General features: G+C 63.9%; 20 protein-coding genes, 1 tRNA gene and 1 pseudogene. 10 read left to right on the forward strand and 12 right to left on the reverse strand.

The features are described 5' to 3' along the window. The first annotated feature begins 233 nt into the window (after positions 1-233). The 3 genes from gltB to pyk all read left to right on the forward strand — a co-directional run bounded on the left by gltB (position 234) and on the right by pyk (position 7867). Positions 234-4847, forward strand: coding sequence for a glutamate synthase large subunit (gene gltB, locus LFT49_RS09175; protein WP_237430294.1), 4614 nt, complete (start codon positions 234-236; stop codon positions 4845-4847). Continuing rightward, positions 4840-6297 (forward strand): glutamate synthase subunit beta, encoded by a 1458-nt coding sequence (locus tag LFT49_RS09180; protein WP_236802124.1) that lies wholly within the window; start codon positions 4840-4842, stop codon positions 6295-6297. The genes gltB and LFT49_RS09180 overlap by 8 nt, the downstream gene beginning before the upstream one ends. 64 nt (positions 6298-6361) lie before the next feature. After that, positions 6362-7867, forward strand: coding sequence for a pyruvate kinase (gene pyk, locus LFT49_RS09185; protein WP_236802125.1), 1506 nt, complete (start codon positions 6362-6364; stop codon positions 7865-7867). Between the two features lie 141 nt (positions 7868-8008). On the opposite strand, the gene LFT49_RS09190 is transcribed toward pyk, so the two are convergent. Beyond that, positions 8009-8614, reverse strand: coding sequence for an ANTAR domain-containing response regulator (locus LFT49_RS09190; RefSeq protein WP_141940978.1), 606 nt, complete (start codon positions 8612-8614; stop codon positions 8009-8011). A gap of 202 nt (positions 8615-8816) precedes the next feature. Between LFT49_RS09190 and LFT49_RS09195 the strand changes: the two genes are divergently transcribed. From LFT49_RS09195 to LFT49_RS09210, 4 genes are all read left to right on the forward strand, one after another. Continuing rightward, positions 8817-8898 (forward strand) — tRNA-Leu (locus tag LFT49_RS09195). A gap of 87 nt (positions 8899-8985) precedes the next feature. Further along, positions 8986-10119 carry a tyrosine-type recombinase/integrase gene (locus LFT49_RS09200; protein ID WP_237430295.1) on the forward strand — a complete coding sequence of 378 codons (1134 nt, stop codon included), beginning with the start codon at positions 8986-8988 and terminating at the stop codon, positions 10117-10119. Between the two features lie 51 nt (positions 10120-10170). Continuing rightward, entirely contained in the window at positions 10171-10494 is a 324-nt protein-coding gene (locus LFT49_RS09205; RefSeq protein WP_237430296.1) for a hypothetical protein, read from the forward strand. A gap of 93 nt (positions 10495-10587) precedes the next feature. Continuing rightward, positions 10588-11052: a hypothetical protein gene (locus tag LFT49_RS09210; protein WP_236821838.1), complete on the forward strand. Its 465-nt coding sequence runs from the start codon at positions 10588-10590 to the stop codon at positions 11050-11052. A gap of 288 nt (positions 11053-11340) precedes the next feature. On the opposite strand, the gene istB is transcribed toward LFT49_RS09210, so the two are convergent. The 4 genes from istB to LFT49_RS09230 all read right to left on the reverse strand — a co-directional run bounded on the left by istB (position 11341) and on the right by LFT49_RS09230 (position 14789). Then, positions 11341-12129, reverse strand: coding sequence for an IS21-like element helper ATPase IstB (gene istB / locus LFT49_RS09215; RefSeq protein WP_237428195.1), 789 nt, complete (start codon positions 12127-12129; stop codon positions 11341-11343). After that, complete coding sequence (gene istA, locus LFT49_RS09220) at positions 12126-13655, reverse strand: IS21 family transposase (RefSeq protein WP_237428196.1); 1530 nt, start codon at positions 13653-13655, stop codon at positions 12126-12128. Before istA ends, istB begins: the two co-directional genes overlap by 4 nt. Before the next feature lie 266 nt (positions 13656-13921). After that, positions 13922-14536: a DUF1508 domain-containing protein gene (locus tag LFT49_RS22685; protein ID WP_336885551.1), complete on the reverse strand. Its 615-nt coding sequence runs from the start codon at positions 14534-14536 to the stop codon at positions 13922-13924. Next, positions 14496-14789, reverse strand: a complete 294-nt coding sequence (locus tag LFT49_RS09230; protein ID WP_236821839.1) for a DUF3040 domain-containing protein — start codon at positions 14787-14789, stop codon at positions 14496-14498. The genes LFT49_RS22685 and LFT49_RS09230 overlap by 41 nt, the downstream gene beginning before the upstream one ends. A 99-nt stretch (positions 14790-14888) precedes the next feature. On the opposite strand from LFT49_RS09230, the pseudogene LFT49_RS09235 reads away from it, so the two are divergent. Beyond that, positions 14889-15599 (forward strand): annotated as a pseudogene (locus LFT49_RS09235) (AAA family ATPase); the annotation flags it as partial. A gap of 333 nt (positions 15600-15932) precedes the next feature. Here LFT49_RS09235 and LFT49_RS09240 read toward each other — a convergent pair. After that, positions 15933-17150 carry an integrase catalytic domain-containing protein gene (locus tag LFT49_RS09240; RefSeq protein ID WP_237430297.1) on the reverse strand — a complete coding sequence of 406 codons (1218 nt, stop codon included), beginning with the start codon at positions 17148-17150 and terminating at the stop codon, positions 15933-15935. A 314-nt stretch (positions 17151-17464) separates the two neighbouring features. Here LFT49_RS09240 and LFT49_RS09245 point away from each other — a divergent pair, with 314 nt between their 5' ends. Then, the gene (locus LFT49_RS09245) at positions 17465-17776 is read left to right on the forward strand and encodes a putative quinol monooxygenase (protein WP_236802361.1); all 312 of its coding nucleotides are present in this window, start codon (positions 17465-17467) and stop codon (positions 17774-17776) included. A gap of 156 nt (positions 17777-17932) precedes the next feature. Then, the gene (locus LFT49_RS09250) at positions 17933-18568 is read left to right on the forward strand and encodes a TMEM175 family protein (protein WP_237430298.1); all 636 of its coding nucleotides are present in this window, start codon (positions 17933-17935) and stop codon (positions 18566-18568) included. A gap of 114 nt (positions 18569-18682) precedes the next feature. Here the strand turns inward: LFT49_RS09250 and LFT49_RS09255 are convergent, their stop codons facing one another. The 6 genes from LFT49_RS09255 to LFT49_RS09280 all read right to left on the reverse strand — a co-directional run bounded on the left by LFT49_RS09255 (position 18683) and on the right by LFT49_RS09280 (position 25727). Continuing rightward, positions 18683-19792: a hypothetical protein gene (locus LFT49_RS09255; RefSeq protein ID WP_237430299.1), complete on the reverse strand. Its 1110-nt coding sequence runs from the start codon at positions 19790-19792 to the stop codon at positions 18683-18685. Positions 19793-19894: 102 nt separating this feature from the next. Next, a complete protein-coding gene (locus LFT49_RS09260; RefSeq protein ID WP_237430300.1) occupies positions 19895-21625 on the reverse strand; it encodes an FAD-dependent oxidoreductase in 1731 nt (576 codons plus the stop codon). Positions 21626-21649: 24 nt separating this feature from the next. Continuing rightward, positions 21650-21913: a UBP-type zinc finger domain-containing protein gene (locus LFT49_RS09265; RefSeq protein WP_237430301.1), complete on the reverse strand. Its 264-nt coding sequence runs from the start codon at positions 21911-21913 to the stop codon at positions 21650-21652. A 283-nt stretch (positions 21914-22196) separates the two neighbouring features. Continuing rightward, on the reverse strand, positions 22197-22769 hold the full coding sequence (locus LFT49_RS09270; RefSeq protein ID WP_236802371.1) for an HdeD family acid-resistance protein: 573 nt from the start codon (positions 22767-22769) through the stop codon (positions 22197-22199). A 65-nt stretch (positions 22770-22834) separates the two neighbouring features. Further along, positions 22835-23704, reverse strand: coding sequence for a S1C family serine protease (locus tag LFT49_RS09275; protein WP_237430302.1), 870 nt, complete (start codon positions 23702-23704; stop codon positions 22835-22837). A 319-nt stretch (positions 23705-24023) separates the two neighbouring features. Further along, on the reverse strand, positions 24024-25727 hold the full coding sequence (locus LFT49_RS09280) for a PucR family transcriptional regulator (protein ID WP_237430303.1): 1704 nt from the start codon (positions 25725-25727) through the stop codon (positions 24024-24026). Positions 25728-25982: the final 255 nt, after the last annotated feature.

Genomic DNA, 25982 nt, shown 5'->3' on the forward strand with positions numbered 1-25982 from the left:
ACCGCTCGAAGGGCCCGAAGAACCACAACGTCGTGGCATGGGGCAGTCCGGACAGCCAGTAATGGCCACCGGTGCTGCCCTGGGCAGGGGCCTGCGTAACCTTTAGTTCCGCAGGGCGCGCTGACCTACAATTTCCAGTAATCAACACTTTGTTGTGCCCATCGCAGCGGCGCCGACGAGTGGGGCCAACGGTGTCCCTTCCATACGCACGATCAGGAGGAAGGACGTCTCCCATGACCCAAACTCTTAACACTCCCAGCTGGTCCGAACCGGACCAGCCTGAGACTGCACTGTCGCCGTTCAAGCGCTTCGCAGCCATGCCGGAAGCCGCCGGGCTGTACAACCCGGAGCAGGAGAAGGACGCCTGCGGGCTTGCGATTATCGCGACGCTGCGCGGCGAACCCGGGTACGACATCGTCGACGCCGCGCTGACTGCGCTTCGCAACCTCGAGCACCGTGGCGCCGTGGGTGCCGACGAGGGCACCGGCGACGGCGCAGGCATGCTCATGCAGATTCCGGACGAGTTCTTCCGGGCCGTCACGGAGTTCGAACTGCCGGCTCCCGGCCAGTACGTGGCCGGCACCGCCTTCCTGCCTGCCGAGCAGCGGGAAGCCGACGCCGCCAAGGCCGGTATCGAGGGCCTGGCTGCCGATGAGGGCCTGAAGGTCCTCGGGTGGCGTGAAGTGCCCATCGTTGCCGATCTGGTCGGTGCCATGGCCCGCGCCTGCATGCCCTACTTCTCCCAGCCCTTCCTGGCATCGGCCAACGGTGAGGAACTGGACCGCAACGAGCTGGACTCCCGTGCGTGGCGGATCCGCAAGCGGGCCCAGAACAAGTTCGGCGTGTACTTCCCGTCGCTGTCCTCCCGGACCATCGTCTACAAGGGCATGCTCACCACCGCCCAGCTGGAGCCGTTCTACCCGGACCTCTCCGACAAGCGGTTCAAGACCAAGCTGGCGATCGTGCACTCGCGCTTCTCCACGAACACCTTCCCGTCGTGGCCGCTGGCGCAGCCGTTCCGCACCATCGCCCACAACGGTGAGATCAACACCGTCAAGGGCAACCGGAACTGGATGCGGGCCCGCCAGTCACAGCTCGCCAACCCGCTGCTGGGTGACTCGCCGGAAGAGCTGTACCCTATCTGCACCCCCGGCGCCTCCGACTCCGCGTCCTTTGACGAAGTTGCGGAGCTGCTCTGGCTCTCCGGCCGCCCCATCACGCACTCGATCATGATGATGATCCCCGAGGCCTGGGAAAACCACGCCACCATGGATCCGGCCCGGCGCGCTTTCTACGAGTACCACTCGCTGCTCATGGAACCGTGGGATGGCCCCGCCGCCGTCTCCTTCACCGACGGCAACCTGGTCGGCGCTACTCTTGACCGCAACGGCCTGCGCCCCGGCCGCTTTTGGATCACCGAGGACGGCCTGATCGTCTTCGCCTCCGAGGTGGGCGTGATCGACGTCGAACCCTCCAAGGTGGTCAAGAAGGGCCGCGTGTCCCCGGGCAAGATGTTCCTGGTGGACACCGAGGCCGGCCGCATCATCGACGACGAAGAGGTCAAGGCCGAAGTAGCCGCGGCCAATCCGTGGGCCGAGTGGGTCAAGGACAACCTGATCGACCTCAACGACCTGCCCGAACGTGAGCACGTGGTGCACACGGCCGCGTCCGTGAACATCCGCCAGCGCACCTTCGGCTACACCACCGAGGAACTGAAGATCCTGCTGGGGCCGATGGCCCGCACCGGTGCCGAGCCCCTTGGCGCCATGGGCTCCGACACTCCCGTGGCCGTGCTGTCCAAGCGCCCGCGCCTGCTGTTCGACTACTTCGTGCAGTCCTTCGCGCAGGTCACCAACCCGCCGCTGGACGCCATCCGCGAAGAACTGGTCACCTCGCTCACCTGCGCCATCGGACCCAATGGCAACCTCCTGGACACCAAGCAGGTCCGCCAGCCGCAGGTCCAGCTGCCGTTCCCGGTGATCAATAACGACCAGCTCGCCAAGATCGCCAACATCGAGGACGCCGACGGCAACCGCGTGGCCATGAAGGTCCGCGGCCTGTACCGGCCCGAAGGCGGCGAAAACGCGCTGCGTGCACGGCTCACGGAAATCTGCGAGCAGGTTTCCGGCGCCATCAACCGCGGCGTGCAGTACATCGTGCTCTCCGACCGTGACTCCAACGCCCAGTGGGCGCCCATCCCGTCGCTGCTGCTGGTCAGCGCCGTGCACCACCACCTGCTGCGCAGCGCCAACCGCACCAAGACCGCCCTTGTGGTTGAAGCCGGTGACGTCCGCGAAACGCACCACGTGGCCGTGCTCATCGGCTACGGCGCCTCCGCCGTCAACCCGTACCTCGCCATGGAGTCTGTGGAGCAGCTCATCGCCGCCGGCGACGTCACCGGAGTGACCCCGCAGGACGGCGTCTACAACCTGATCAAGGGCCTGGGCAAGGGCGTCCTGAAGATCATGTCCAAGATGGGCATCTCCACCGTGGCCTCCTACACCGGAGCCCAGACCTTCGAGGCACTGGGCCTGGGCCAGGAACTGGTGGACGAATTCTTCGCCGGTACCCACTCCCAGCTTGGCGGCGTCGGCCTGGACGTCATCGCAGCCGAGGTTTCCGCGCGCCACCAGATGGCCTACCCGGACGGCGGCATCGAGCAGCCGCACCGCCCCCTGCTGGGTGGCGGCGAGTACCAGTGGCGCCGCGACGGCGAACCCCACCTCTTCAACCCGGAGACCGTCTTCCGGTTGCAGCACGCCACGCGTGAGCGCCGCTACGACATCTTCAAGTCGTACACCAAGGGCGTGGACGACCAGTCCACCAACCTGATGACCCTTCGCGGCCTCCTCAAGTTCAAGAACGAGCGCCCCTCTGTTCCCCTTGAGGAAGTGGAGCCGGTCTCCAGCATCGTCAAGCGGTTCTCCACCGGTGCGATGAGCTATGGCTCCATCTCGCAGGAGGCACACGAGACGCTGGCCATCGCCATGAACCAGCTGGGCGGCAAGTCCAACACCGGTGAAGGCGGCGAGGATGTTGAGCGCCTGCTGGATCCGAAGCGCCGCTCCGCGGTCAAGCAGATCGCGTCCGGCCGGTTCGGTGTCACCAGCCTCTACCTGACCAACGCCGACGACATCCAGATCAAGATGGCGCAGGGTGCCAAGCCCGGCGAAGGCGGCCAGCTGATGGCCCAGAAGGTCTACCCGTGGGTGGCCCGGACGCGGCACTCGACCCCCGGCGTCGGGCTCATCTCCCCGCCGCCGCACCACGACATCTACTCCATCGAGGACCTCGCGCAGCTCATCTACGATGCCAAGCGCGCCAACCCCTCGGCGCGGGTGCATGTGAAGCTGGTGTCGGAAGTCGGGATCGGCACCGTGGCGTCCGGCGTGACCAAGGCGAAGGCCGACGTCGTACTTGTCTCCGGACATGACGGCGGCACCGGCGCCTCGCCGCTGAACTCGCTCAAGCACGCCGGTGTTCCCTGGGAGCTGGGCCTGGCCGAGACGCAGCAGACGCTGATGCTCAACGGCCTGCGCGACCGCGTGGTGGTGCAGGTGGATGGCCAGCTCAAGACCGGCCGCGACGTTGTCATTGCTGCCCTGCTGGGCGGCGAGGAGTTCGGCTTCGCTACCGCCCCGCTGGTGGTGGAAGGCTGCATCATGATGCGCGTCTGCCACCTGGACACCTGCCCCGTAGGTGTTGCCACGCAGAACCCCGAGCTGCGTGCACGCTTCAGTGGCAAGCCCGAGTTCGTGGTCAACTTCTTCGAATTCCTTGCTGAGGAAGTCCGGGAGATCCTGGCAGAGCTCGGTTTCCGCAGCCTCGAGGAGGCGATCGGCCACGCCGAGGTGCTGGACACCCGCGAAGCGGTCAACCACTGGAAGGCCGACGGGCTGGACCTGGACCCGATCCTGCACGGCCTGGAGTTCGACGACGACGCGCCGCTGCGCAACATGACCGGCCAGAACCACGAGCTGGACAAGCACTTCGACCAGCGCCTGATCACCATGGCCACCGAGGCGCTGACGGACCGCAGCCCGGTTAAGATCACCGTGGACGTCATCAACACCGACCGTTCGGTGGGCACCATGCTGGGCCACGTCGTCACCAAGACCTTTGGCACCGACGTCCTGGCCACGGACACCATCGACGTCACGCTGAACGGCACCGCCGGCCAGTCCCTGGGCGCCTTCCTGCCCGCGGGCATCACCCTGCGGTTGTTCGGTGACTCCAACGACTACGTGGGCAAGGGCCTGTCCGGCGGCCGGATCATCGTCCGCCCGGACCGCACCAACGTGTTCAAGGCGGAGACCAACGTGATCGCCGGGAACGTGATCGGCTACGGCGCCACCAGCGGCGAGCTGTTCCTGCGCGGCCAGGTGGGCGAACGCTTCCTGGTCCGCAACTCCGGTGCCACCGCCGTCGTCGAAGGCATTGGTGACCACGGCTGCGAATACATGACCGGCGGCCAGACGCTGATCATCGGACGCACGGGCCGCAACTTCGGCGCCGGCATGTCCGGCGGAACCGCGTACGTCCTGGACCTGCGGACCACCCGCGTCAACAAGCAGGCACTGGAATCCGGTGAGCTGCAGCTGCGCGAGCTGGACGCCGAGGACCGCGACATTGTCCACGGCCTGCTGGTCAAGCACGTGGAAGAAACTGACTCCCAGCTGGCTGCGCGCCTCCTCGAGAATTTCGACGACACCGCTGCCCGCATCACCAAGGTGCTGCCGCGCGATTACGCGGCCGTGCTGCAAACCCGCCTCGACGCCATTGAAGAGGGCCTTGACCCCGACGGCGAAGAAGTATGGTCCCGAATCCTGGAGGTTACCGGTGGCTGATCCACGCGGATTTCTGAAAGTACGCCAGCGTGAAACCCAGCCGCGCCGTCCCGTCCCTGTCCGCATCATGGACTGGAAAGAGGTCTACGAGGCACAGGAAAAGGGCACGCTGAAAGCCCAGGCCGGGCGCTGCATGGACTGCGGTATCCCGTTCTGCCACCAGGGCTGCCCCCTGGGGAACCTCATTCCCGAGTGGAACGACCTCATGTGGCGGGACAAGGGCGAGGAAGCGATCGAGCGCCTGCACGCCACGAACAACTTCCCCGAGTTCACCGGCCGGCTCTGCCCCGCCCCCTGCGAGGCGTCCTGCGTGCTGGGAATCAACCAGCCCGCAGTGACCATCAAGCAGGTGGAAGTCTCCATCATCGACGAGGCATGGGACAACGGCTGGGTCAACCCGCTGCCGCCCGCCCGCCTCACCGGCAAGACCGTTGCGGTGGTCGGTTCCGGCCCCGCCGGCCTCGCCGTCGCCCAGCAGCTCACACGCGTGGGCCACACCGTCGCCGTCTACGAGCGGGACGACAAGATCGGCGGCCTGCTGCGCTACGGCATCCCCGACTTCAAGATGGAAAAGGAGCAGGTGGACCGCCGCGTCGAGCAGATGAAGGCCGAAGGCACCCGCTTCCGGACCGGCGTCGCTGTGGGCACCGACGTGACTTGGGAGCAGCTGCGCAGGCGCTACGACGCCGTCGTCATTTGCACCGGTGCCACCGTTCCGCGTGACCTGCCCATCCCGGGCCGTGACCTTGACGGCATCCACTTCGCCATGGACTACCTGGTGCCCGCCAACCGCGCGGTGGCCGGTGAAACCATCGAAAACCAGATCAACGCCAACGGCAAGCACGTGGTGATCCTGGGCGGCGGCGACACCGGTGCCGACTGCCTGGGTACCGCGCACCGGCATGGCGCCGCATCAGTGACCACCCTTGCCATTGGCAAGCAGCCGCCGTCGGAGCGTGCCAGCCACCAGCCGTGGCCGACGTTCCCCACCCTGTTCGAGATGGCCAGCGCGCACGAGGAAGGTGGCGAACGCACCTACCTCGCCTCCACCGTCGAGTTCGTTGGCGAGAACGGCAAGCTGACCGGCGTGAAGGTGGCCGAGACCGAGTTTGTCGACGGCAAGCGGCTCCCGAAGGCCGGCACCGAACGGATCATCCCGGCCGACCTGGTGTTCCTGTCGCTCGGCTTCACCGGCGCTGAGCCTGCGGGCATCAGCGACCAGGTGCATGCCGAGTTCGACGGCCGCGGCAACGTTGCCCGCGACGGCTACTACATGACCAACACCGAAGGCGTGTTTGTTGCCGGTGACGCCGGCCGCGGGCAGTCCCTGATTGTGTGGGCCATTGCCGAGGGGCGTGCCGCCGCTGCTGCAGTGGACAAGTACCTGATGGGAAGCACCATCCTTCCCGCCCCCGTCGCACCGACGGACCGCGCCATCGCCGTCCTCTAGGACTGCACCGAGGGTTCACCTCGCCGACAACTTAAACAATGCAAGTGACCAATAGGGTAGGTATATGAGACGCGCAAAAATTGTGGCTACGTTCGGCCCGGCAATTGCCAGCTACGAAAACACCCTCGCGGTGCTGGAAGCCGGCGTTGACGTCGCCCGCATGAACATGAGCCACGGTGACTACACCGTGCATGACAACACCTACGAGAACGTCCGCAAGGCAGCGTCCGACCTTGGCAAGGCCGTGGCCATCATGGCCGACCTCCAGGGACCAAAGATCCGCCTGGGCCGTTTCGTGGACGGCCCGCACGCGCTGGCCGTCGGTGACATCTTCACCATCACCACCGAGGACGTTCCCGGTACCCAGGAGATCGCCTCCACCACCCTGAAGAGCCTCACCGAGGACGTCAAGGTGGGCGATGCCCTGCTGATCGACGACGGCAAGGTGGCCTTGCGCGCCATTGAGGTCGACGACGTCAAAGTGGTTGCCGAGGTGACCGTTGGCGGCATGGTGTCCAACAACAAGGGCATCAACCTCCCCGGCGTGGCCGTCAACGTTCCCGCGCTGAGCGAAAAGGATGAGGACGACCTCCGTTGGGCCATCCGCCGCGGTGTTGACCTGGTGGCTCTGTCGTTTGTCCGCGACGCATCGGACATCAGCCGCGTGCACGAGATCATGGACGAGGAAGGCCGCCGCGTACCGGTCATCGCCAAGATCGAAAAGCCGCAGGCCGTGGAGCAGCTGCCCGAGATCATCGACGCGTTCGACGCCATCATGGTGGCCCGTGGCGACCTCGGTGTGGAACTGCCGCTGGAGGAAGTGCCGATCGTCCAGAAGCGCGCCGTGGAACTGGCACGCCGGTGGGCCAAGCCGGTCATCGTGGCCACGCAGGTGCTCGAATCGATGATCGATAACCCGCGCCCCACCCGTGCAGAAGCTTCGGACTGCGCCAACGCCGTGCTCGACGGTGCCGACGCTGTCATGCTTTCCGGTGAGACAAGCGTGGGGAAGTACCCCATTGAGACCGTGAAGACCATGGCCCGGATCATCGAGTCCACCGAGGTCCACGGCCTGGAGCGCGTCCCCCCGCTGGGCACCAAGCCGCGGACCCGTGGCGGTGCCATTACGCGTGCCGCCGTCGAAATCGCCGACCAGTTGGACGCCAAGTACATTTGTGCGTTCACCCAGTCCGGTGACTCGGCCCGCCGCCTGTCCCGCCTGCGGCCGATCAAGCCGGTCTTCGCTTTCACCCCGGTGGAGCAGGTCTGGAACCAGATGGCCCTCACATGGGGCATCCAGCCGGTGCTGGTGCAGATGGTGGACCACACGGACGCCATGACCGCGCAGGTTGACCGCAGCCTCGAAGAGATGGGCCTGGTCCAGGACGGTGACCTGGTGGTCATCGCCGCCGGTTCGCCTCCCGGAAAGGCCGGCTCCACCAACTCCCTGAAGGTGCACAAGGTGGGCGACCTCGCCGACTCCACCCGCGGGGGAGAGATCGCAAGCAACCGCGAGAAGCTCGGCCCCTGGCCGGAAAAGAAGAAGAAGAACCAGGCCGCAGAGGCCTAGCCTTCTGACAAAGCAAAAAGGACCCCTGCCTTCTGGCAGGGGTCCTTTTCGCTGTCTTGCTTTGGTGACCGGCCACTGTGGTGACCGTTCCCGGTTGGTGGCCGGGCCGTCGTCGTAATTCCTCCGGGCCCGGCCTGCGCGCTAGTTGACCTGGTTGATGATGGTTTCGGCGACCTCGCGCATGCTGAGGCGGCGGTCCATGGACGTCTTCTGGATCCAGCGGAAGGCTTCCGGTTCCGTCAGGCCCATCTTGGTGGTCAGCAGGCTCTTGGCGCGCTCCACGAGCTTGCGGGTGGCGAACTGCTCCTGCAGGTCCGAAACCTCGCCCTCGAGGGCCTTGATTTCCTCGTGGCGGGAGAGTGCGATCTCCAGCGCCGGGATGAGGTCTGCGGGCGTGAACGGCTTGACCACGTAGGCCATGGCGCCGGCGTCACGGGCCCGCTCCACCAGTTCCTTCTGGCTGAAGGCGGTCAGCAGGACCACAGGGGCGATGCGGGCCTTGACGATCTTTTCCGCTGCCGAGATGCCGTCCATGACGGGCATCTTGACGTCCATGAGGACCAGGTCAGGCTTGAGTTCCTCGGCGAGCTGGACGGCCTTCTCGCCGTTGTCCGCCTCGCCCACGACGTCGTAGCCTTCACCGCGCAGGATCTCGATGATGTCGAGGCGGATGAGGGTTTCATCCTCTGCCACAATGACGCGGCGCGCCGGCTGGGACGTGGGCTTGGACTCCGTCTGTTCAGTCACGGGATCTCCTTGAAAAGGTACGGCGGGACATCACTATCTTAGGTGCCACCGCGGCTGTACTTGGCTTGCAGGGGTTCGGTTGCGGCGACGGCGGCGCGATTCTGGAATTCAGCCTATCTGCATGTAGAGTAATTCCGCGTACGTGAAGCGATCGCGTTGCTCACAGTCAGCTGTGGGCGTACTTTCGCTCCTCGTATTCCGCGCCCGAGTGGCGGAATTGGCAGACGCGCCGCACTCAAAATGCGGTATCGAAAGGTGTGTGGGTTCGAGTCCCACCTCGGGCACAGTGTTTCCGCAGGTCAAGCGCCTGTTGAGCGATTGAGTGTGTACAAAAACCGCCAAAGTGTGTACACGAGCGTACCGTTTTGTGTGTGGCAAGCATCAGTACTCGCACCAAAAAGGACGGTTCAAAGTCCTTCATGGTGCGCTGGCGGGACCCTAAGACCAAAACCGCCCAAGGCCTCACGGTTGCTACAGTCACCGAAGCTGAGACCCTCAAGCGGCTGCTTGACGCCAACGGACAATCGTTTGAGATCGCCCAGCACGCCATCCTCACCAACGAGAAACGTCCGCCTACCGTGGCAGAAGTCATCCAAGAACACATCGATCTGCTGGTCCGCCCTTCGAGCGGAACCATCAAGACGTATCAAACCATGCTTGATCTCCACATCCGGCCGGTCATCGGTCACGTTCCCGTGGACAAGGTCGACTATCGCGTCATTGCGCACTGGGTGAAGTCAATGATGGCCAAAGGCAAGGCACCAAAGACGATCCATAACATCCATGGCCTCATTTCGGCCTCGATGAATACGGCGGAGATGCTCGGCTACATCACCCGAAACCCCTGCCGGGGCGTGCAGCTGCCGAACATCGAGAAGGCCGAGGATGAGGCCATGTTCCTGACCCATGCCGAGTACCGGCTCATCATGGAGGGGATGGGGGAGCGGTACAAGGCCTTCACTGACTTCCTGGTCATGACCGGCACGCGTTTTGGAGAAGCCACTGCACTGACTGTTGCGGACGTGGACCTGCTTTCCAAGCCACCGACTGCCCGCATCAACAAAGCGTGGAAACGGGATGGGCAGAACCAGTTTTACGTTGGCGCGACAAAGACCGGTGCCGGCAAGAGGACCATCGGGCTGAACCCGGCTCTGGTGGAGCTGCTGATTCCGCTGGTGGCAAGCAGGCCAGGTAAGGAACTGGTGTTCACGACGCCCAAGGGCGGCCGGATCGTCCATAAACTCTTCTGGGCTGACTACTGGGTGCCTGCCGTTCGCACGGCCCAGGCAATTGGCATGACTAAGAACCCAAGGATTCACGACCTTCGCCACACCCACGCGTCCTGGCTCATCCAGGACGGCGTGCCATTGTTTACCATTTCCCGCCGGCTCAGGCACGCATCCACGAAGACGACTGAGCAGGTGTACGGTCACCTGATGCCCGAGACATTGCAGGTGGGCGCTGACGCAACTGAGCGTTCGGTGACAGCTTTTCAGCGTCTTTAGCTCGTATTTCGTCGGCTCTCTCAGCGGCCGGTTTCGGTCATGTTGGTTAGTATGGCAGCACGCATGGACCTGAGAAACCTGCACTTTTCTCTGGAGGACGCCGTGGACATCGAGTTTTTTGAGCCTGCCGAAGCAGCAGCGCTTATGCGCTGCAGGGAGTCCTGGCTGCGCGACGGTGCGACCAGCGGACGCTTCCCTCACGCGTGCTGGGGGAAGGGAAAGATCATCTTTACCTCGGAACACATCCTGGAGATCGCCAAGTTGAGCGAAATTCTTCCCGGCAAGACTAGTTCTCAGCTTCCCGAAAGCCAGCTGCTGAATAAGCAGCGGCTCATCGGGACACGGTCGAAGGCCAGATTGTCGCCTGTGAGCTGAGCAAGGGTTACAACCGCCCCCCACGCTGGTGCTGACAACACGCTTTTCAGGCTAAATGTGATTCGGACCTCGCAAAGTGGGAGGACCACTGAAATGGTTCGTTCCATCGCTCAATCACTGGCGGCCGTCGCTACTCTTCTTATGGCTGGCCCCCTCGCTGGTTGTAACTCTGCAGCCGACTCCATCAAATCCATGGAGTCTGCCCCAGGCGTCGCAGCAGATGCACCATGTCTGACGTCCGCCGGCGACGCTGCGAAGGCCCTTGCCCAGCTGGAGTATATTCCGGTGAAAGGGCGCGCTACGAAGACCGGCTATACGCGGAATGAGTTCGGACCCATCTGGGCCTACGTCGACCATAACGGCTGCGACACCCGCAACGACATCCTCGCCCGCGATCTGGTAGGCGAAATGTTCAAGGCCGGCACCAATAACTGCGTGGTGGCCGCAGGAGTCCTGGCTGACAAGTACACCGGTACAACCATCAGGTTTGCCGCTCTATTTCTATATCAACGAGTTCCTGGATCGACGCTGCTTCAGCATGATCGTTTTTGTGAATGACGGGAGTGTCGATGGCGCCCCTGTCGGGCGGCCCAAACAAGTTCATGATCAGTCGCTCTATCGAATGTGTGAACTTCTCCGTGAGGTGCGAACTTCCGATGTCAGGCATTTCTTAGTCCTCGCTTTCGCGTCTCCGATATCCAGGCTGCCACCCCTGTCAATGGCCATTACGTTCTGCCCATGGGCGGCCAGTTGATGTGCCCGCTGGTGGCCAGTAAAACTGCCCGGTTATGGCCAACAGATCTGCCCACTGATTCGTTTCGGCGGGGTCGGCCATCGTTGGGTTGGTCAGTTCAAGCGGGTCACTCCTTTTCCGGCGAGGGCCTGGGTAAGACGGACGGAATCGCCGCTGGTCTGGCAGACGTGGGCGTGGTGCAGCAGTCGGTCAACGGTGGCGGTGGCGAGGGTTTTGGGCATGAGCTCATCGAACCCGGCGGGGTGGAGGTTGGAGCTGATCGCGACGGAGCGTTTTTCGTAGGCTGCGTCCACGACCCGGTAGAGGCCTTCGGCGGCGTCCGTGGCCACGGGCAACAGACCAATATCATCGATGACCACGAGCTCGGCGCGCAGGATCCGGGCAACGGCCCGGGTGACGCTGTCATCGGTTCGGTGGGCGCGGATGAGGACGCCGAGGTCCTCGAGCCTGAACCAAGCGACCCGCATTCCGGCTTCGACGGCCTGCTGGCCGAGGGCTTCGAGGAAGAACGTCTTCCCCGTCCCCGAGGGCCCGCAGACGACCAAGTTTTCCCTGCGGGTGATCCATTCCAGGGTCCGCAGTGCCTGCTGGGTCGGGCCCGGGATGGAGGACGCTGCAGGGTCCCACGCCTCGAAGGTCTTCCCGGTCGGGAACCCGGCTGCTTTGCGGCGGGAAGCGAGCATGGACCGGGCCCGGCCGGCGGCTTCCTCCGTGAAGAGGGCCTTGATGACCTCGGCCGGTTCCCACCGCTGGGCGCGGGCGGTCGCGATCAGGTCCGGGGCCAGCGCCCGGGCGTGGGGCATTTTCAGGGACCGCATCAGGGCCTCCAGGTCCGCCGGTAGCGGCGGAGCCACGGTATTGGTCGTGGTGACGGGGCTCATCGGGCCTCCTCCGGCGTGGTGATGGTTGCGGGGTTGCCGATCGCGGCCCACGCCCCTGTTCCTTGGGTGAGGGAGGTGGCTTCGTTGGCGGCGTGGGTGGTAGTGCGGCGGATGTTGGCGTTCAAGATCGAGGCGAGGTCCGGGTGCGCGAACCGGCCGTGCAGGGCGGCGTCGCCCAGGGCCCGGTCGACCTGATCAGTGCCGGCGATTTTGGCCAGCGTAACGGCTTCGGCCATTTTCACGTTCATCCTTGCGGTCCCGGCCGCGGCGGCCTCGACGAGCCAGGTTCTGGCGCCTTCGCCGATGGCCAGGAACGCGGCCTCGTCCGCGCTGCGGGCCCTCACCTCGTAGTCGCCGGGGAGCTTCGCCCGGGTTCCGGGGAAGTGTTCGTCGTTGATGGCGGGGCTGCCGGGCCGTGCCCGTTCGTGGCGGGCGACTTCGACGGGCCCGGTCGTGCCGTGGTGGACGATGATGACCTGCTCGCCGGGCCCGGTGCCGTGGGTGCGGACGAACACCCGGGCTCCGAGCAGGTGGGCCGGGACGGAGTACTGGGCGTTTTCGAAGGTGACCATTGGGGTGTTCTCCGGAACGCCGCGGGCCAGGCCGAACGCGACCGTGTGGGCGGTGTCCGGGATCCGGTGCAGCCGCGGGGCTTCCTCGGCGAGCATGGCCGCGGGTTTCCGCCGCGTCGTCCGGTGCTCACGGTGATTGACCTCGTCCATGAACGCCGTGCAGGCGGCCTCGAGCTCGGCGAAGGTGCGGTAGTCATCGCGGAGGTTGGTGTCTTTGGGCACGAGGTCGGCCTTGGCGAGTTTCACGGACGCTTCGACTCCGCCTTTGGTGGCCGGGTCCGCCGGTTGGCAGGTCAGCACGGTCACCCCGTAGTGCCGGGCGAAGTCCAGGGTCTGCTGGTTGCGCACCGGGACCCCGGCGACGTGGGCGGTGGTGACGGTCTTCTCGTTGTCCGTGAGGACATAGGTCGGCGCCCCTCCGAGGATCCGGAAGCACCGGTCCAGGGCCGCGAACACGCTCGGCGCGGTCCTGTCCCTGAGCGGGATCACGATGCGGAAGCGTGAGAACGCCAGCCAGGCCACGAAAAGGATGGTCTTCACCCCGCCGATCCGGGGCCCGTCGCCGAAGTCGTACTGCAACCACATCCCCGGTTCTGTGATCCACGGCCGGTGGACGCGGGTGTGGCCCAGCCGCCACGCGGCTTTGACCTGCGCGATCGCCCGGCGGGTAGACCGTTCCGAACCGGTGTAGCCCAGAGCGAGGAGCTTTTCGTGGGCCTTGTCGGCCCGGATCCGGCCCTTGGAGGCTTCGATCCATTCCTCGATCTTGGGCAGGAACGCGTCGGTGACCCGGCCGCGGGCCGCGGGTTCCCCGATCGGCCGGCCCGCGTCACGGGCGGTGACGTGTTTAGCAACGGTGTGGTGCGAGCAGCCCGTGAGCTCCGCGGTGGCGCGCAACGATCCGGTCAGATCGTAGGCAGCAAGAATTTCCATGATTTCTCCGTCAGACTTCATACAGGGCCTCTTCCTGGTTCGCTTTTGGTGCGCTTAGACACCGTCATCAAACCGCAGGGAGAGGCCCCCACCGCTTAAAGACGCGGCAGGAACAAGTAAGGAAGTGGGCAGATCTCATGGCCACCGGCGGGCAGTTCTGCTGGCCGCCAGCGGGCACTTTCGTGGCCGCCTATGGGCAGTTTTTCATGGCCGCTAACACACCCCTGCAGCCGATGCGTGAGGGATAGCTCGTCATGCTGGGTGTTTCAGCTTCGCCTCTGACTGAGTCATCCGAACCATCTGGAGGGGCCCTGTTGGGTCTGTCTGGCCGGACCTGCTGATAGCGGACGCGCACTTGTGTGGTCCCTGAAGAGGGCAGTTGCTGCGCACTGCCGGGCATTATGGATGGCGGCGATTGCTGCATTCTTATCCGAAAACGCTCCTGACACGGCTAGGACATCCCCGGCGGGGGAGAGCAACCTGAATCTAAAATCCCCGGGGCCTGTTACCAAGAGCTCGAATATTCCCGCCATGGCTTGCCTCGTGGCTGAGGGAAGTGCTGGGCCGAATAACACGGCAGAAGCGGCTGGATGCGGCTCGAGGTCTGATGGTTCAGGGAACTGGTCAGCGCCTTCGGCCGGGTCCTGGGAGTGGGAGCGTATCTCGGGAAAATCCCGGGAATTATCTCCTTCAGCCGGAGCCTCACTGTGCATCCGCGTGTTGTCCATGCTTGGTGTGCCCATTATGGAGCCTCTTTTCTCTGTACTGCCTTCTACTACCGACGGTCCCACTAAGTACTGCCTTCTACTACCGACGGTCCCACTAAGGAAACAGCGTCCACTGCCTTTCCCGGTGTGTTGATCAGAGTAGGGGCAACAGGTGATCAGGCAGATCAGGTTCATCCCCCACGAAGAAATAGGCAGCTGTTCCTATCAGCAGCAAGCCCATGACACCTACTTCGACGGCTTGGCATGCAATGGCCGTGATGAGCAGGACAACGCCGGTCAGGCAGGCCACCGCGGCGAAGTATGACGTGGCCCCGAACGGGCTTTCGATCAGACCGGTGGATAGTTCCTTGGCCAGATGCGGGTCCTTGGTCACCAGGTCCAGTTCCAGCTCGTCCAGGAGTTTCTGCTCTTTATCTGACAACGGCATCTGAAACCTCCCGTGATACCGCTGCTGCCGTTTCAGGGCTTGCAGCTGGAGCCTCCGAGTAGCTCTCCGCTGCCGGAGGATTCTAATCTAACATTTCAAAGCCGGCTGGTCGGAGCCCCTCCGGGCTATGTCGGTTATGGCGAGGCCGGGCAGCTGACGGAACGCGTCCGTCGTAACCCGTACTCCGTTGTGCTGCTTGATGAAGTGGAGAAGGCCCACCCGGACGTGTTCAACCTGCTCCTCCAAGTGCTCGACGACGGGCGGCTGACCGACGGACAGGGCCGCGGAGTCGACTTCCGCAACACCGTGATCATCATGACCTCCAATCTCGGCTCGGAGTTCCTGGCCAGCAAGGGCGGCGCCATGGGCTTTGTATCCAAGGCCGACGAGGCCAACGGCTACGGCTCGGAGAAGGCGCTGCGGGACCGGGTGCTGGGCCGGCTGCGGGAGACTATGCGGCCGGAGTTCCTCAACCGCATCGACGAGATCGTCCTGTTCCGCAAGCTGGACCAGGCGCAGCTGCGCCGGATCGTCCGGCTGATGCTGAACCAGACGGAAACCCGCCTGCAGTCACAGGGCATCGCCCTGAAGGTCAGCGAAGCGGCCGTCGACTGGATCGCCGAACATGGCTACGAGCCCGAATACGGAGCCCGGCCCATGCGCCGCGTGATACAGCGTGAGCTGGACGACCGGATTGCGGATCTCTTTGTGGCGTCGGACCTCCAGTCCGGCGACCTGGTGGCCGTCTCGGTCGACGGGCAGTCGCTCGTCGTCGAGGCAGGCCGTGAGGCGATGCCATTGGCGGCGTAAGCCGTCGCCGGCAGCGGCAGCTCCGGACCCAGGCCGGGTACACAGTGACATCCTGTGTACCCGGCTTTTTGCTGGCCCGTTCGGGTTCGCTACGCACCGCGTCCCTTACATAGTTTGTACGGGCACGGCAGTGACTCTCCGGCCCCAGCGCGGAATGAACGGCCTCGAGGGCGCGCAGCCTTCGCGCACGTGGAAGATGTGGCCACCCATCTCCATGATGCGACCCACCGTGAGGCCTGTAACAAAAGCACCTGCCCACCAGACGCCGTGCCTCGGCACTGCCGCCTGCATCCAGTGCGTTGGCAAAAGGAATCGTCCCCCCGGGGAATCATGTCAAGATGCCCGCCTAGGTTGGTTCGTGGAATCATTGGGTTTTGCCCGGATGACGGGTTGGGGTTTGGTGCTCTGTTTCGCGGTGGTCAGGGTTAGCAGTTCGGCGCTAAGTGCCTGGATCTGACGTTGGATGGCGGCCGGGTTCAGGGGTCTGTTTTCCCGCCGTAGTCGAGTCTTCACCTCCCGGGAGACGGTGCCGGTGTCGGCCAGAACGCGTTGGAACGGGGTCGCGGGCCGGTCGTATGTCTTGCTGATCTTCGCGCCGGTCCGGACCTTCGCCAGGAGCTTCTGCTGCGGCCCGAAATGATTCGTCAGCAGCCGCTGGAGCGCCCAGATCCGGTTCAGCAGTTCGAGCTCGGCGGCAGTGTCGTAGCGGTGGTAGCCGACGGTCTGACGGACGATGTGCCAGTTCTTCTGTTCCACATGCGCGCCGTCGTTCTTGTTCCCGGATCGAGACCGGGTGAATGTCAGGTTCTCCTGCTCGCACCAGGCCAGCAGCTCCCAGTTGATGAACTCCGAGCCGTTATCGGAATCGATGCCGAGGATCGGGAACGGGAACGCGGCGGTCGCGTCTTTGATGGCGGCAAAGACCCATTTCTGGGCCTTGTTCCTGACCGAGCGCGTTTCGGTCCAGCCGGTGGCGATGTCGGTAATATCCAAGGTAAAGCAGAATTCGCCCCTGCTGTTGCCACCCTCGTGGCCGACCAGATCTATCTCGACGAAGCCCGGCACCGCGTCGTTCCATTCGGCCCAGGTCCGCATCGGGATGGAGTCTTTCAGCAGGGTCCCCGGCTTGGTGTGGGATCGGCCCCGGGGATTGAGTTTTGCCCTGCCAGGCTTGAGCCGGCGGTCAATTGTCGCCGGTGCGATGCGGAGCAACTGCGCCGCCGTGGTGTCGTCGATCTGCAGCTCCTTGAACCGGCGCAGGCGTGGCACCAGGTCCGGCAGCGCGGCCGCGAGCAATCGCCCGCACGGGGTACCCTGTACCGCCCAGCAGAACCGAAGCGAGTCGATCACCGACTCCCCGTATAGCGGAGCCCGCGGAGTCCGGGGCCGGACCGGCTTCAGCACCAGCGCCAGCCGCAACGCTTTCCGGGCATGGTCCCGGTGCCAGCCCGTCGTCGCGCACAACTCGTCGAGCACCTGCTTCTTACCCGCCCGGTCCGAGCGGGCATAACGGGTGGCAACCGCCTTGGTGACAGCCCTGCGTTCACTCATCGAAAGCTCCATGGCTCACACTGCCGAAGCGGCGGACACCAACCCGGCGGACACGCCGCTACGCGGGCATTCTCAGATGATTCCTCGAATACCGCTACGCGGGCATCTTTGATGAGTCAACGCGGTCCCTTGTGGTGGCCGACAATCACTGGGAGACTGGGCAGTGCGTCGCGCCGCTCCCTCGACAGGTTGAGGAGGTGCCACGAGGCCAAGCTCGGTCCGCACCATCCCACCCGCAGTACCGCTCCAAGGAGGCCCGCCATGAAAACTGTCGTGCAGTACGGAATCCGCCAAATCGGGCCGGGTGAGGGGGCATGATTGAGGTTGCGTTGTCGGTGATTTTGAAGGCCAAGCCCGGCAAGGAGAAGGACGTCGCGGATTTCCTCCGCAGCGCACGCGCGGTGGTCGAACAGGAGCAGGGCACGCGCGCCTGGTTCGCCCTCCAGTTCGACGAATCGACTTTCGGGGTCTTCGACGTGTTTCCGGACGACGAGGCCCGCCGGACCCATCTGGCAGGAGGTGTCGGGCAAGCACTTGCTGCTCAGGGAGCAGAGCTGTTCAGCGCGGAACCGAACATACAGAACGTCGACGTGCTCGCGTACAAGCTGCCCGGCGAAGACGGATAAAGGCCTCCCCGCCGTCACAGCCGCACCATGCTGCTTCCGCACATCTGTAGCCCGTGGCTCTGGAGCGATATTCGGTAACTGCTTTCATCAGAGGTCGCCCGGCAGCAAAAGCGCCGGGCAGGAGGGCCAACTGATGCCCAGGCATAGGAGCAGAGGGTGACACGTTCAGACACCAGCCGTGCCGAGGCGTTCAGCGACGCCGTTATCGCGATCGTCATCACGCTCCTGGTACTTGAACTCCAGCCGCCAGAGACCGAGCCCGGGGGGTTGCTGGCGGGATTGCTGGGTCAATGGCCGACATACCTGGCGTACGCGGCCTCCTACATCTACCTCGCCGTAATTTGGCTCAACCACAAATCCGCCTTCACCCGAATCCGGGAGATGGACATCGGCCTGCACTGGGCCAACCTGGGAATCCTCGCGACGCTCGCGCTCCTACCTTGGCCCACAGCGGTGATCATCGATACAGCCAAGACGGGAAACCTGACCGACGAACGGGTCGCCGTCGCGCTGTATGCGATCATCGGGGCACTGCTGTGCCTGTCATGGTGGGTGTTCTTTTCGCACCTGGCGCGGCATCCCGAGCTCACCGAGGAGGAGGTGGAGGATTACTACTTCGCACGCGAGCGGCCGCGTGCTGTGGCCGGCGTCGTGCTGTACCTCGCGGCGGGAACGGTAGGTGTCGTGGTCCATCCGCTGGTGGCATCGGTGATTTTCGTGATCCTGCCCGTTTTTTACGGCCTCACCAGCCACGGGTTCGAGCACCGGCCCACCTTCCTCCGAGGTCTGTAGACCAAAGACAGGCATGAGCCGCCCAGGGTGCTGAATCACGTCTGAATACACCCAGCGGAAATGCTCCTGAAGGCCACCGGAACCGCTCCCCAGCCCGCATGAGGGCCGGGCCGGCTATTCGCTTTCGTCGGCAGACTGGCGACGATGACGTTCCCGTTGGCCGTACGCCGCCCGTAGGATGTCATCCTTTGACTCGAATCCCGAGCCCAACGCACCACCGATGAGCGCCGCCGATGTCGTCATCCAAGCGACTTCCGCGAAGTCCCAAACGGACACTGGGTGTTGCAGGGTCTGCGCCAACAGGCCGTCGTCGATGGTGAAGGCCGCGGCCAGCAGCACGGCGACGAATAGCAGGACGTAACTGATAACGACGCCGATCGTCAACGACCACACCGTAGAGGTGTTGTAGAGGGAAGCCTTGTATCTCTCGAGGAGACCGTCTCGACGCGCGCTTTCCCATAGATCGTGCTGGGTGATGATCCAGAACACCATCGTACTGATCGAAAGGACCGTCAGTAGCGTCAATCTCGGCGCCCCCAGCAGGTCCGCGAGTTGCCAGATGGTGTCCGTGACAAGTGCAAAGGCGCCTGTGGCGATCGCTGCGGCCATTGCGCTCCTCAATCCGAAGACCAGCCGCCAGGGACGGTTCGCCCGCAGCATGCCTGCCAGCAACCGTCCCCGCCCTAGACGGGTTGCTGACAGGTAGCGGAACCCAATCGGCCCCTCGTCAAGAACCGCGGTCTCAACGCGCCGCGATTGGTGTAGCGAGGGTGGACCGAACTCCCCGGCGTCATCCTCGGGATCGAAGTGGCGATGCATCGCCCAGCCGAGGTCGGTGACGGCAGCGCGGACCCGGCGGTCGATGTTGACGGCGCCGAGCGCGGGCAAAGAAACCAGGGAGATCGGTTCCCCAAGCGCCACTTCCGCGACCACAGTCCGGCCGTCAAGACGAATCGGAAGATCGGTCAGGCAGACCATGACATCCCATGAACGGCGGACCCGGTGTTTCACCAAAGAGTCCAACATCGGCGTCAACCCATTGCCAGCCGTGAAGTCCCGGTACTCGATCACAACGGACCAGTTGTGGCGTTCGTCGGCAAGGTTGAGCAGATGGCCCACTTCGCGGCCGTTACGCTCGGCAAACTCGGCGGTGACCTCGGGCTCTGCGAGCACCCCCAACTTGCGGTCACCGGAAGAGGGCGCGTCACCTGGATTTTCTGGCACCCCGGCCTCCTACGGTTCAATGTGTCTATGGTCTTCGACCGGCAAAAATGAATGCGGCCGTCGTGAACTATGCGGCCGGTCAAGGCCGGGCCGCGCTGTCCTTCACTGACGCGCCCCGGACGGTCCATCCCGGAGGAGGCGCAGGTGCTCGTGGATCATTGCCACTGCTGTTGAGCCTTCACCAGCGGCCGCCGTTACGCGTTTCACCGATCCATGCCGGACATCGCCGGCCACGAACATGCCAGGCACGCTGGTTTCCAGGGGCAGCCGCCTGCGGCCCAGATGGCTGAACCCGGCAGGAAGGTCTTCGAGGTCAGCCCCGGTGAGAACAAAGCCGTGGTCATCCAGGGCCAGGGTATCCTGCAGCCATTCTGTGTGCGGCTTGGCTCCAATGAAAATGAAGAGGTATCGCGAGGGGAAACTCCGTTGTTCGCCCGTGGCATTCAGATCTACGACGATACGTTCGAGGGTGTCTGAACCAACCAGGCCCACGATATTCGCCCCCAGCAGTACCTCTACGCCGGGGTGCTCCTCGATTCGATCCGCGAGGTACCCTGACATGTCCGCCCGGAGGTCTTCCCCGCGCACCACCAGCCGCACCTGTGTTCCCATACCAGACAGGAAAAGGGCGGCCTGGCCGGCGGAGTTCCCGCCACCGACGACGGCCACGGGATGGGTTCCACAGAGCCTGGCCTCATGGACAGTGGCGGCGTAGAAGACGCTGATTCCCTCGTATTCCTCCAGCCGGGGGACTGGCAGGCGGCGGTAGTGAACCCCGGTGGCGAGGAGCGCGGCACGTGATGAAGCAGGACCGCTCTCGTCGAACTCGGCACGAAATTCACCGTCCCGCAATGTGATGGAGTGTGCCTGGCAGCCGACGTTGACCTGGACTTTGAACTTTCGGGCCTGCATGATCGCCCTTTCAGTGAGTTCCCCACCCGAGATTCCGGAGGGAAAGCCGAGAAAGTTCTCAATCCGTGGTGACGTGCCGGCTTGCCCACCTATCGCATGCCCTTCCTTGAGGACCACCGACAAGCCGTCGGACGCCGCGTACACGGCGGCCGCCAGACCGGCCGGACCGGCCCCAATCACCATAAGGTCGTACGAGGCAGAATGCTCCTTCACCGCCCGCAGGCCCAAGGCAAGGGCCAGCTCCGCGTTGGACGGGTTCTTTAGGACATGCGAAGCGTTCAGCACCACCGCCGGCAGGTCACTGGCAAGGATTCCAGCCCGGTCCAGGATCGCCTGTGCCTGCTCGTCATCCTCCAGATCGACCAGGCGGTGGGGCAGGCGGTTGGCTGCTGCAAAATCAAGCAGCCGAAGGGTGTCACGGCTGAAACGGGACCCGACGATGCGGATGCCCGCGCCTGCGCTGATCAGGAGGATCCGGCGCTGAAGGTATGCCCGCAGGATGGTCTCTCCCACCGTGGCGTCCGTTAAAACCATGCGGCGCAGATCGTCTCCGCTGATGTGGAGCACTTCTCCCGCCTCGGCTACCACTGCGCTGACAAAGGCCGGCTGCCCCTCGACCAGGCCCAGCTCCCCGAGGAAACGTCCGGGACCGTGAACTTCGAGTATCCGCGTCCCGCGGCCCGGCCCAGCAGGCTGTCCTTCACCGTCGGCGTGCAGCCCCTCCACGACCAGTACCTTACCCTGCAGAATCACGAAGAAGTCAGCGTCGATGTGTCCCTCGTATATGAGGACTTCCCCGGCGGAGGTATCCCGTCTGGTGCCGGCACGGCTAAGCAATTCGATCTGGGCCTGGCTGAGCCGTGGATAGGCGCCGGAGATATCCGGTGTTTCAATCAGAGTCGTGTCTGTGACAGGTTCCATCAGTCGGCTCCACCTTTCCGCGTCCTAGACAAATGCCTCATGGGGATAGCACCAGCGCCAGTCTTCGCCGGGCTCCAGGGAACGAACGATTGGATGCAATTCAGTGGCGTGAGCCCGGGCGTGCCGCATGGGTGAGGAATCACAACACCCCACGTGGCCGCAGGTCAGGCACAAACGCAGGTGCACCCAGGGAGTGCCTAAAGCCAGGCATTCCTCGCAGCCCTGCGGTGTGCGCACGCGAACCGGACGGATCTGTCCGAGATGCGGATCACGAATTCCAGGAATCATGTTGGCTCCTACCTCGCTCCGGCCGTGAAATCGGCCTCCGGAAAAGCCCGCACTGAGTGTGCCGCCGGCATTGTGCGGCGGAATTGAAAACACCGGACCAGCGCGGGCAGCCGGGCACCGGGCAATGTACCCGGCTCATTGATTTGCCAGCGAAGTGATGTGTTGGGCAGACCCGCGCGGGGCAGGTAACCCGACGGCGGGACGCTTGGGCCGTCGTCGTTGTTCCGGAATGTAATCCGCTGGCGTAAGCGCCCAAGTAGTGAAACTTGACGTGGGAATTCTTCTAGCCCGCAGCGAGCTTTCCAATGGGGTTTTCACCCCTCCTCCGCAGGTCAATTCCGGTGGCAATCAGAAGTATTCCGAACAGAATCGCGAAGGAAGCGAGCAGCCCCAGGAGACCAAGTATGCCTGGGCCGGGAAGAATGACCAGGAAGAGGCCGAAGAGAGTGGTGACGATGCCTGTGATCAGCCAGAGCCACCATTGTTCGTCGGTCTTTTTTACTTCGAAGGCCTGTGCTATCTGGGAGACACCGAGAATGACGGCCCACGCGCCGATGACGAGCGCCAGCGAAAGGGCGGTGATGCCCGGCCAGAAGAAGGCGGCGAGACCCGCGAGCACGGAAATGACCCCGCCCACTATTTGCCAAGCGGACCGGCGCCCCTTGTGCCTGACGTAGTGCACGATGTTCGTGATGCCGTCAATGAATGCGTATATTCCAAAGAGGATCACCAGTGCGAGTATGGAGACGCCGGGCCAGACGACAACCAAAATGCCGAACAGGACGGCTGCGATGCCCCTGATAATCAACGTGTTTCCTGATCCCTTATGCAATTCTTTCGTGAATGCGTCAGACATGGCCAGACCTCTGTTCCTGGAAATGGGTTATTCGTGACTTTGATCGTCGGGCTGTACGAACAGCGCTATTCCTTTCCTGTACTCCCCAAAGTGGCTTTCACGGTCTTTGTGTCTTTCCCGCGCTGGAACTCGACATCGGACTGCTGTCCCGGGTCTTTTTTGCGTAGGGCGGCCAGAAGGTCGGTCACACTGTCGATCTTCTGCCCGTCGAACTGGGTGATGATGTCTCCTGGCTGCAGCCCCGCTTTGGCCGCCGGTCCTCCCTGGACAACTTCGATGACCAGCGCGCCAGACGTTCTGGGAAGGCCAAAGCGGCTTGCGACCTCAGGAGAGATGTCGGTGGGAACAATCCCAAGGACAGCGTGCGAGGCCACACCGCTCTTCAGTATCTGGTCCGCCACGTCGGTCACGGTCGCCGCGGGAGTGACGAACCCGATCGACACGGCCCCTGAGCTGGGTGGCAAATAGGCTTCCGAGAGCCCGATGATCTCGGAATTGCTGTTGACCACTGCTCCACCCGAATTGCCCGGGGAGATGGGCGCGTCCGTCTGGATGAGGTCGATAAGCCCCTGCGGCGATCCCTCTGACGGTGGCATATTGCGGTGAAGTGCAGAAACGATGCCGGCCGTGACGGTCTGCTCCAGCCCCAGCGGACTGCCAATAACAACTGCCAGTTGCCCAACTTCGGGTAGTGCCGTCGAGAACTTGGCGGCCGGAAGGTTGCCACGGTCGGCTTTCACCACTGCCACATCGGTTGGGTTGTCAACTCCGACGACGGTGGCCGCCGCCTGAGATCCGTCCGCGAAGTGGATGCTGATGCTCTTGAACGGCGCCTTTTGCTGGTCCTCCACAACGTGGGCGTCCGTGACGATGGTGCCGTCGCTGCGGTAGACCACTCCGCTGCCGATGCCGCCGGATGTCTGGATCGTGACCACAGAGGGCTCAACTTCTCTGACGATCGCGGGAACGGCTGAAAGATCCCCTCCGCCGCTGGAATCTCCACTGCTGGGGGATTGCGATGTTGGAGCGGCTGGTGAGCCGGTGCACGCTGACCCGACTATGAGTAATCCGGCGCCGAGAGTGGCGGGCCACGTCCTCCTGCGTAGTGGCGACGGGAGCGGGGCATCGCCCTCGCCGGTCGTTGGTCTGCTCATACTCATTTTGGATTCCAGTTGCCTTCTGCGGGTGTCGGTGGCGACATGTACCAGTCCGAGTTTCCTCCGCCGTCACCGCGCCCGCATGGCCCCGGGACGCCTAAAAACCGTCCGGTTTTGGGTCCCCCAGGTCAATCCGAGGCAGCTGCGTGCTTCCGTGCCGCGTTTGGTCTGAACCGTGCGATGCTTCCGGGCGTCCGTGGGGACGTAGGCGCCAGGCGCGGGTGGCGACGTGCAGATTGAGGCGGGTTTCGGGGTCGGCAAGGTCAAAACCGGTGATCTGCCGGATGGACTTGAGCCGGTACCTGAGCGTGCTCCGGTGAATCGCGAGGCTGTCGGCTGTGTCGTCGTAGTTGCCGCCATGGTCCAGGTATTGCGCCAGGGTGCGTACCAGGTCGGATCCCCGGCGGGCATCGTTGTACTGCAGCGCACCCAGCCACTCCTCGATGTAGCCGGAGAGGTCTGTTTCGCTGCCGGGCATGTCAAGGATGCGGTAGATCCCCAGCTGGTCGTAGCGCGTGAGCCCGTACTGGTCGATGGAGTGGACCCGGATGTGCAGCGCACGCATGGCCTCGGCGTAGGAGCGGGGAAGTTGGCTGACATCGCGGCTCGGACCTCCGATGCCCATGGCCCCGGTGGCGCTGCGCAGAGTCCTTGCCGCAACGTTAAAGAGCTCGGTATTGAGCGGATCACCGGAGACCACGGCCAGTGCTACGTCTGAACGCCGTGAAACGAGCGCAGGGGTTTGGAGTTCGCGCAGCGCCCTGCGCAGGGCGATCACGATCGAGTCGTCCGTCCTTGGCGGTTGCCACTGGGCGACGACCACGTGATGCGGGCCCGTGATGTCGTATCCCAACGCCCCGGCACGCGCGGCCGCGGCTTCTTCATCCATGCCTGACACCAGTTCATACACCAGGTCGCGCCCCAGTTTCAGTTCCAGCTGGGCAATGCTGCGGCGGTGCGCCAACTCCACCTGCAACAGCCGCGTTCCATACTCCAAGGCGAAGATGTCCTCGGCCGTGTACGGCCTGCCGTTCTCGAGCAAGCACATTGCCCCCAGCACGTCCCTGTCCGGCAAAACCAGCGCCACGAGTCCCTGGGGTTCCTGGACCGGCAATCCGAAGGCGAGCCAGAGTTGCGCCGTCCGCGACCTGTCAGCCGCGCTGGGCCGAGGGTAGGGGCGGCCGGATTTGGTACCGGCCGCGGCGCGGATATTGCCGAATCCGTCCTCAGTGCAGACCGGACGTCCCGTCAGCACGGACAGCACTTCCGCCAGAAGGGACTCCCGGGAACTCATTTGTCCCAGGGGGGCTGTGAGAGTGCCATTCAGGGCATTTTGGATCGATGTTCGGTTTTCGAGCCGCAGCACCGCTGCAGACAGGATTCGCAAGCGATCGTCAACACCGGGCGGATGGGGGAGCGGGCCAAGGCGCTCCTGCTGATTTGCTCCCCGGGCTTCCTCGACTGCGCCGGGGGCGGATGTTCCGGCCATTGCGTGCAGCTCGATCATCTGAGCCGGACTCGGAACCGTGCGGGCATGCAGGACCAGGCACCCGTTCAGTTCTCCACTGTCGCCAAAGGTCGAGAGCGCGTACCGCCAGCCCGGGCTTCTGGAGGGAAGTTCGGCATCCGGGTGTTCGAGCGGGCGGATGTCGTGGTCCTGGGCGGTCGGCGCCGGATTCGGGCCAGGAAGCAGGTGACCATCCACCACAAGATAGGAAGCTGCTACATGGCAGAATTCCAGTGCCGAAACAGAGTGTATGGCCTTGCCGAGGATCTCGTCGGCCGCTAATCGATCGGACATTCAGTTGACCTGCAGTCTCTGTGCGCAGCTAAGGACTCGTGGCGAGATGCGTGTGGCGAAATGTGTGGAGGCGGATCCAGAATCATCCCTCGGTTTCGAGCCTACGCCTGCGGACCCTATCCTGCTAGGTCAGTTCCCCTGAGGATATTTGGACCTTCGAGGGTCATGCCGTCCTTCCCTTCCGCGGGCAGACTCAACCCTGTAAGGCCCCATGACAAAGCCCTTCGAGCCTCGCGGCCAGGCAAGGACAGGGGC

The organism is Arthrobacter sp. FW306-06-A, from assembly GCF_021870055.1.
Lineage (GTDB): Bacteria > Actinomycetota > Actinomycetes > Actinomycetales > Micrococcaceae > Arthrobacter.

Excerpts from the sequence above, each read along its gene's own strand:
- gltB (WP_237430294.1), top strand. The coding sequence starts at position 234 with ATGACCCAAACTCTTAACACTCCCAGCTGGTCCGAACCGGACCAGCCT.
- pyk (WP_236802125.1), top strand. The coding sequence starts at position 6,362 with ATGAGACGCGCAAAAATTGTGGCTACGTTCGGCCCGGCAATTGCCAGC.
- LFT49_RS09205 (WP_237430296.1), top strand. The coding sequence starts at position 10,171 with ATGGCAGCACGCATGGACCTGAGAAACCTGCACTTTTCTCTGGAGGAC.
- LFT49_RS09210 (WP_236821838.1), top strand. The coding sequence starts at position 10,588 with ATGGTTCGTTCCATCGCTCAATCACTGGCGGCCGTCGCTACTCTTCTT.
- istB (WP_237428195.1), bottom strand. The coding sequence starts at position 12,129 with ATGAGCCCCGTCACCACGACCAATACCGTGGCTCCGCCGCTACCGGCG.
- istA (WP_237428196.1), bottom strand. The coding sequence starts at position 13,655 with ATGAAGTCTGACGGAGAAATCATGGAAATTCTTGCTGCCTACGATCTG.
- LFT49_RS22685 (WP_336885551.1), bottom strand. The coding sequence starts at position 14,536 with ATGAACCTGATCTGCCTGATCACCTGTTGCCCCTACTCTGATCAACAC.
- LFT49_RS09230 (WP_236821839.1), bottom strand. The coding sequence starts at position 14,789 with ATGCCGTTGTCAGATAAAGAGCAGAAACTCCTGGACGAGCTGGAACTG.
- LFT49_RS09240 (WP_237430297.1), bottom strand. The coding sequence starts at position 17,150 with ATGAGTGAACGCAGGGCTGTCACCAAGGCGGTTGCCACCCGTTATGCC.
- LFT49_RS09245 (WP_236802361.1), top strand. The coding sequence starts at position 17,465 with ATGATTGAGGTTGCGTTGTCGGTGATTTTGAAGGCCAAGCCCGGCAAG.
- LFT49_RS09260 (WP_237430300.1), bottom strand. The coding sequence starts at position 21,625 with ATGGAACCTGTCACAGACACGACTCTGATTGAAACACCGGATATCTCC.
- LFT49_RS09265 (WP_237430301.1), bottom strand. The coding sequence starts at position 21,913 with ATGATTCCTGGAATTCGTGATCCGCATCTCGGACAGATCCGTCCGGTT.
- LFT49_RS09270 (WP_236802371.1), bottom strand. The coding sequence starts at position 22,769 with ATGTCTGACGCATTCACGAAAGAATTGCATAAGGGATCAGGAAACACG.
- LFT49_RS09280 (WP_237430303.1), bottom strand. The coding sequence starts at position 25,727 with ATGTCCGATCGATTAGCGGCCGACGAGATCCTCGGCAAGGCCATACAC.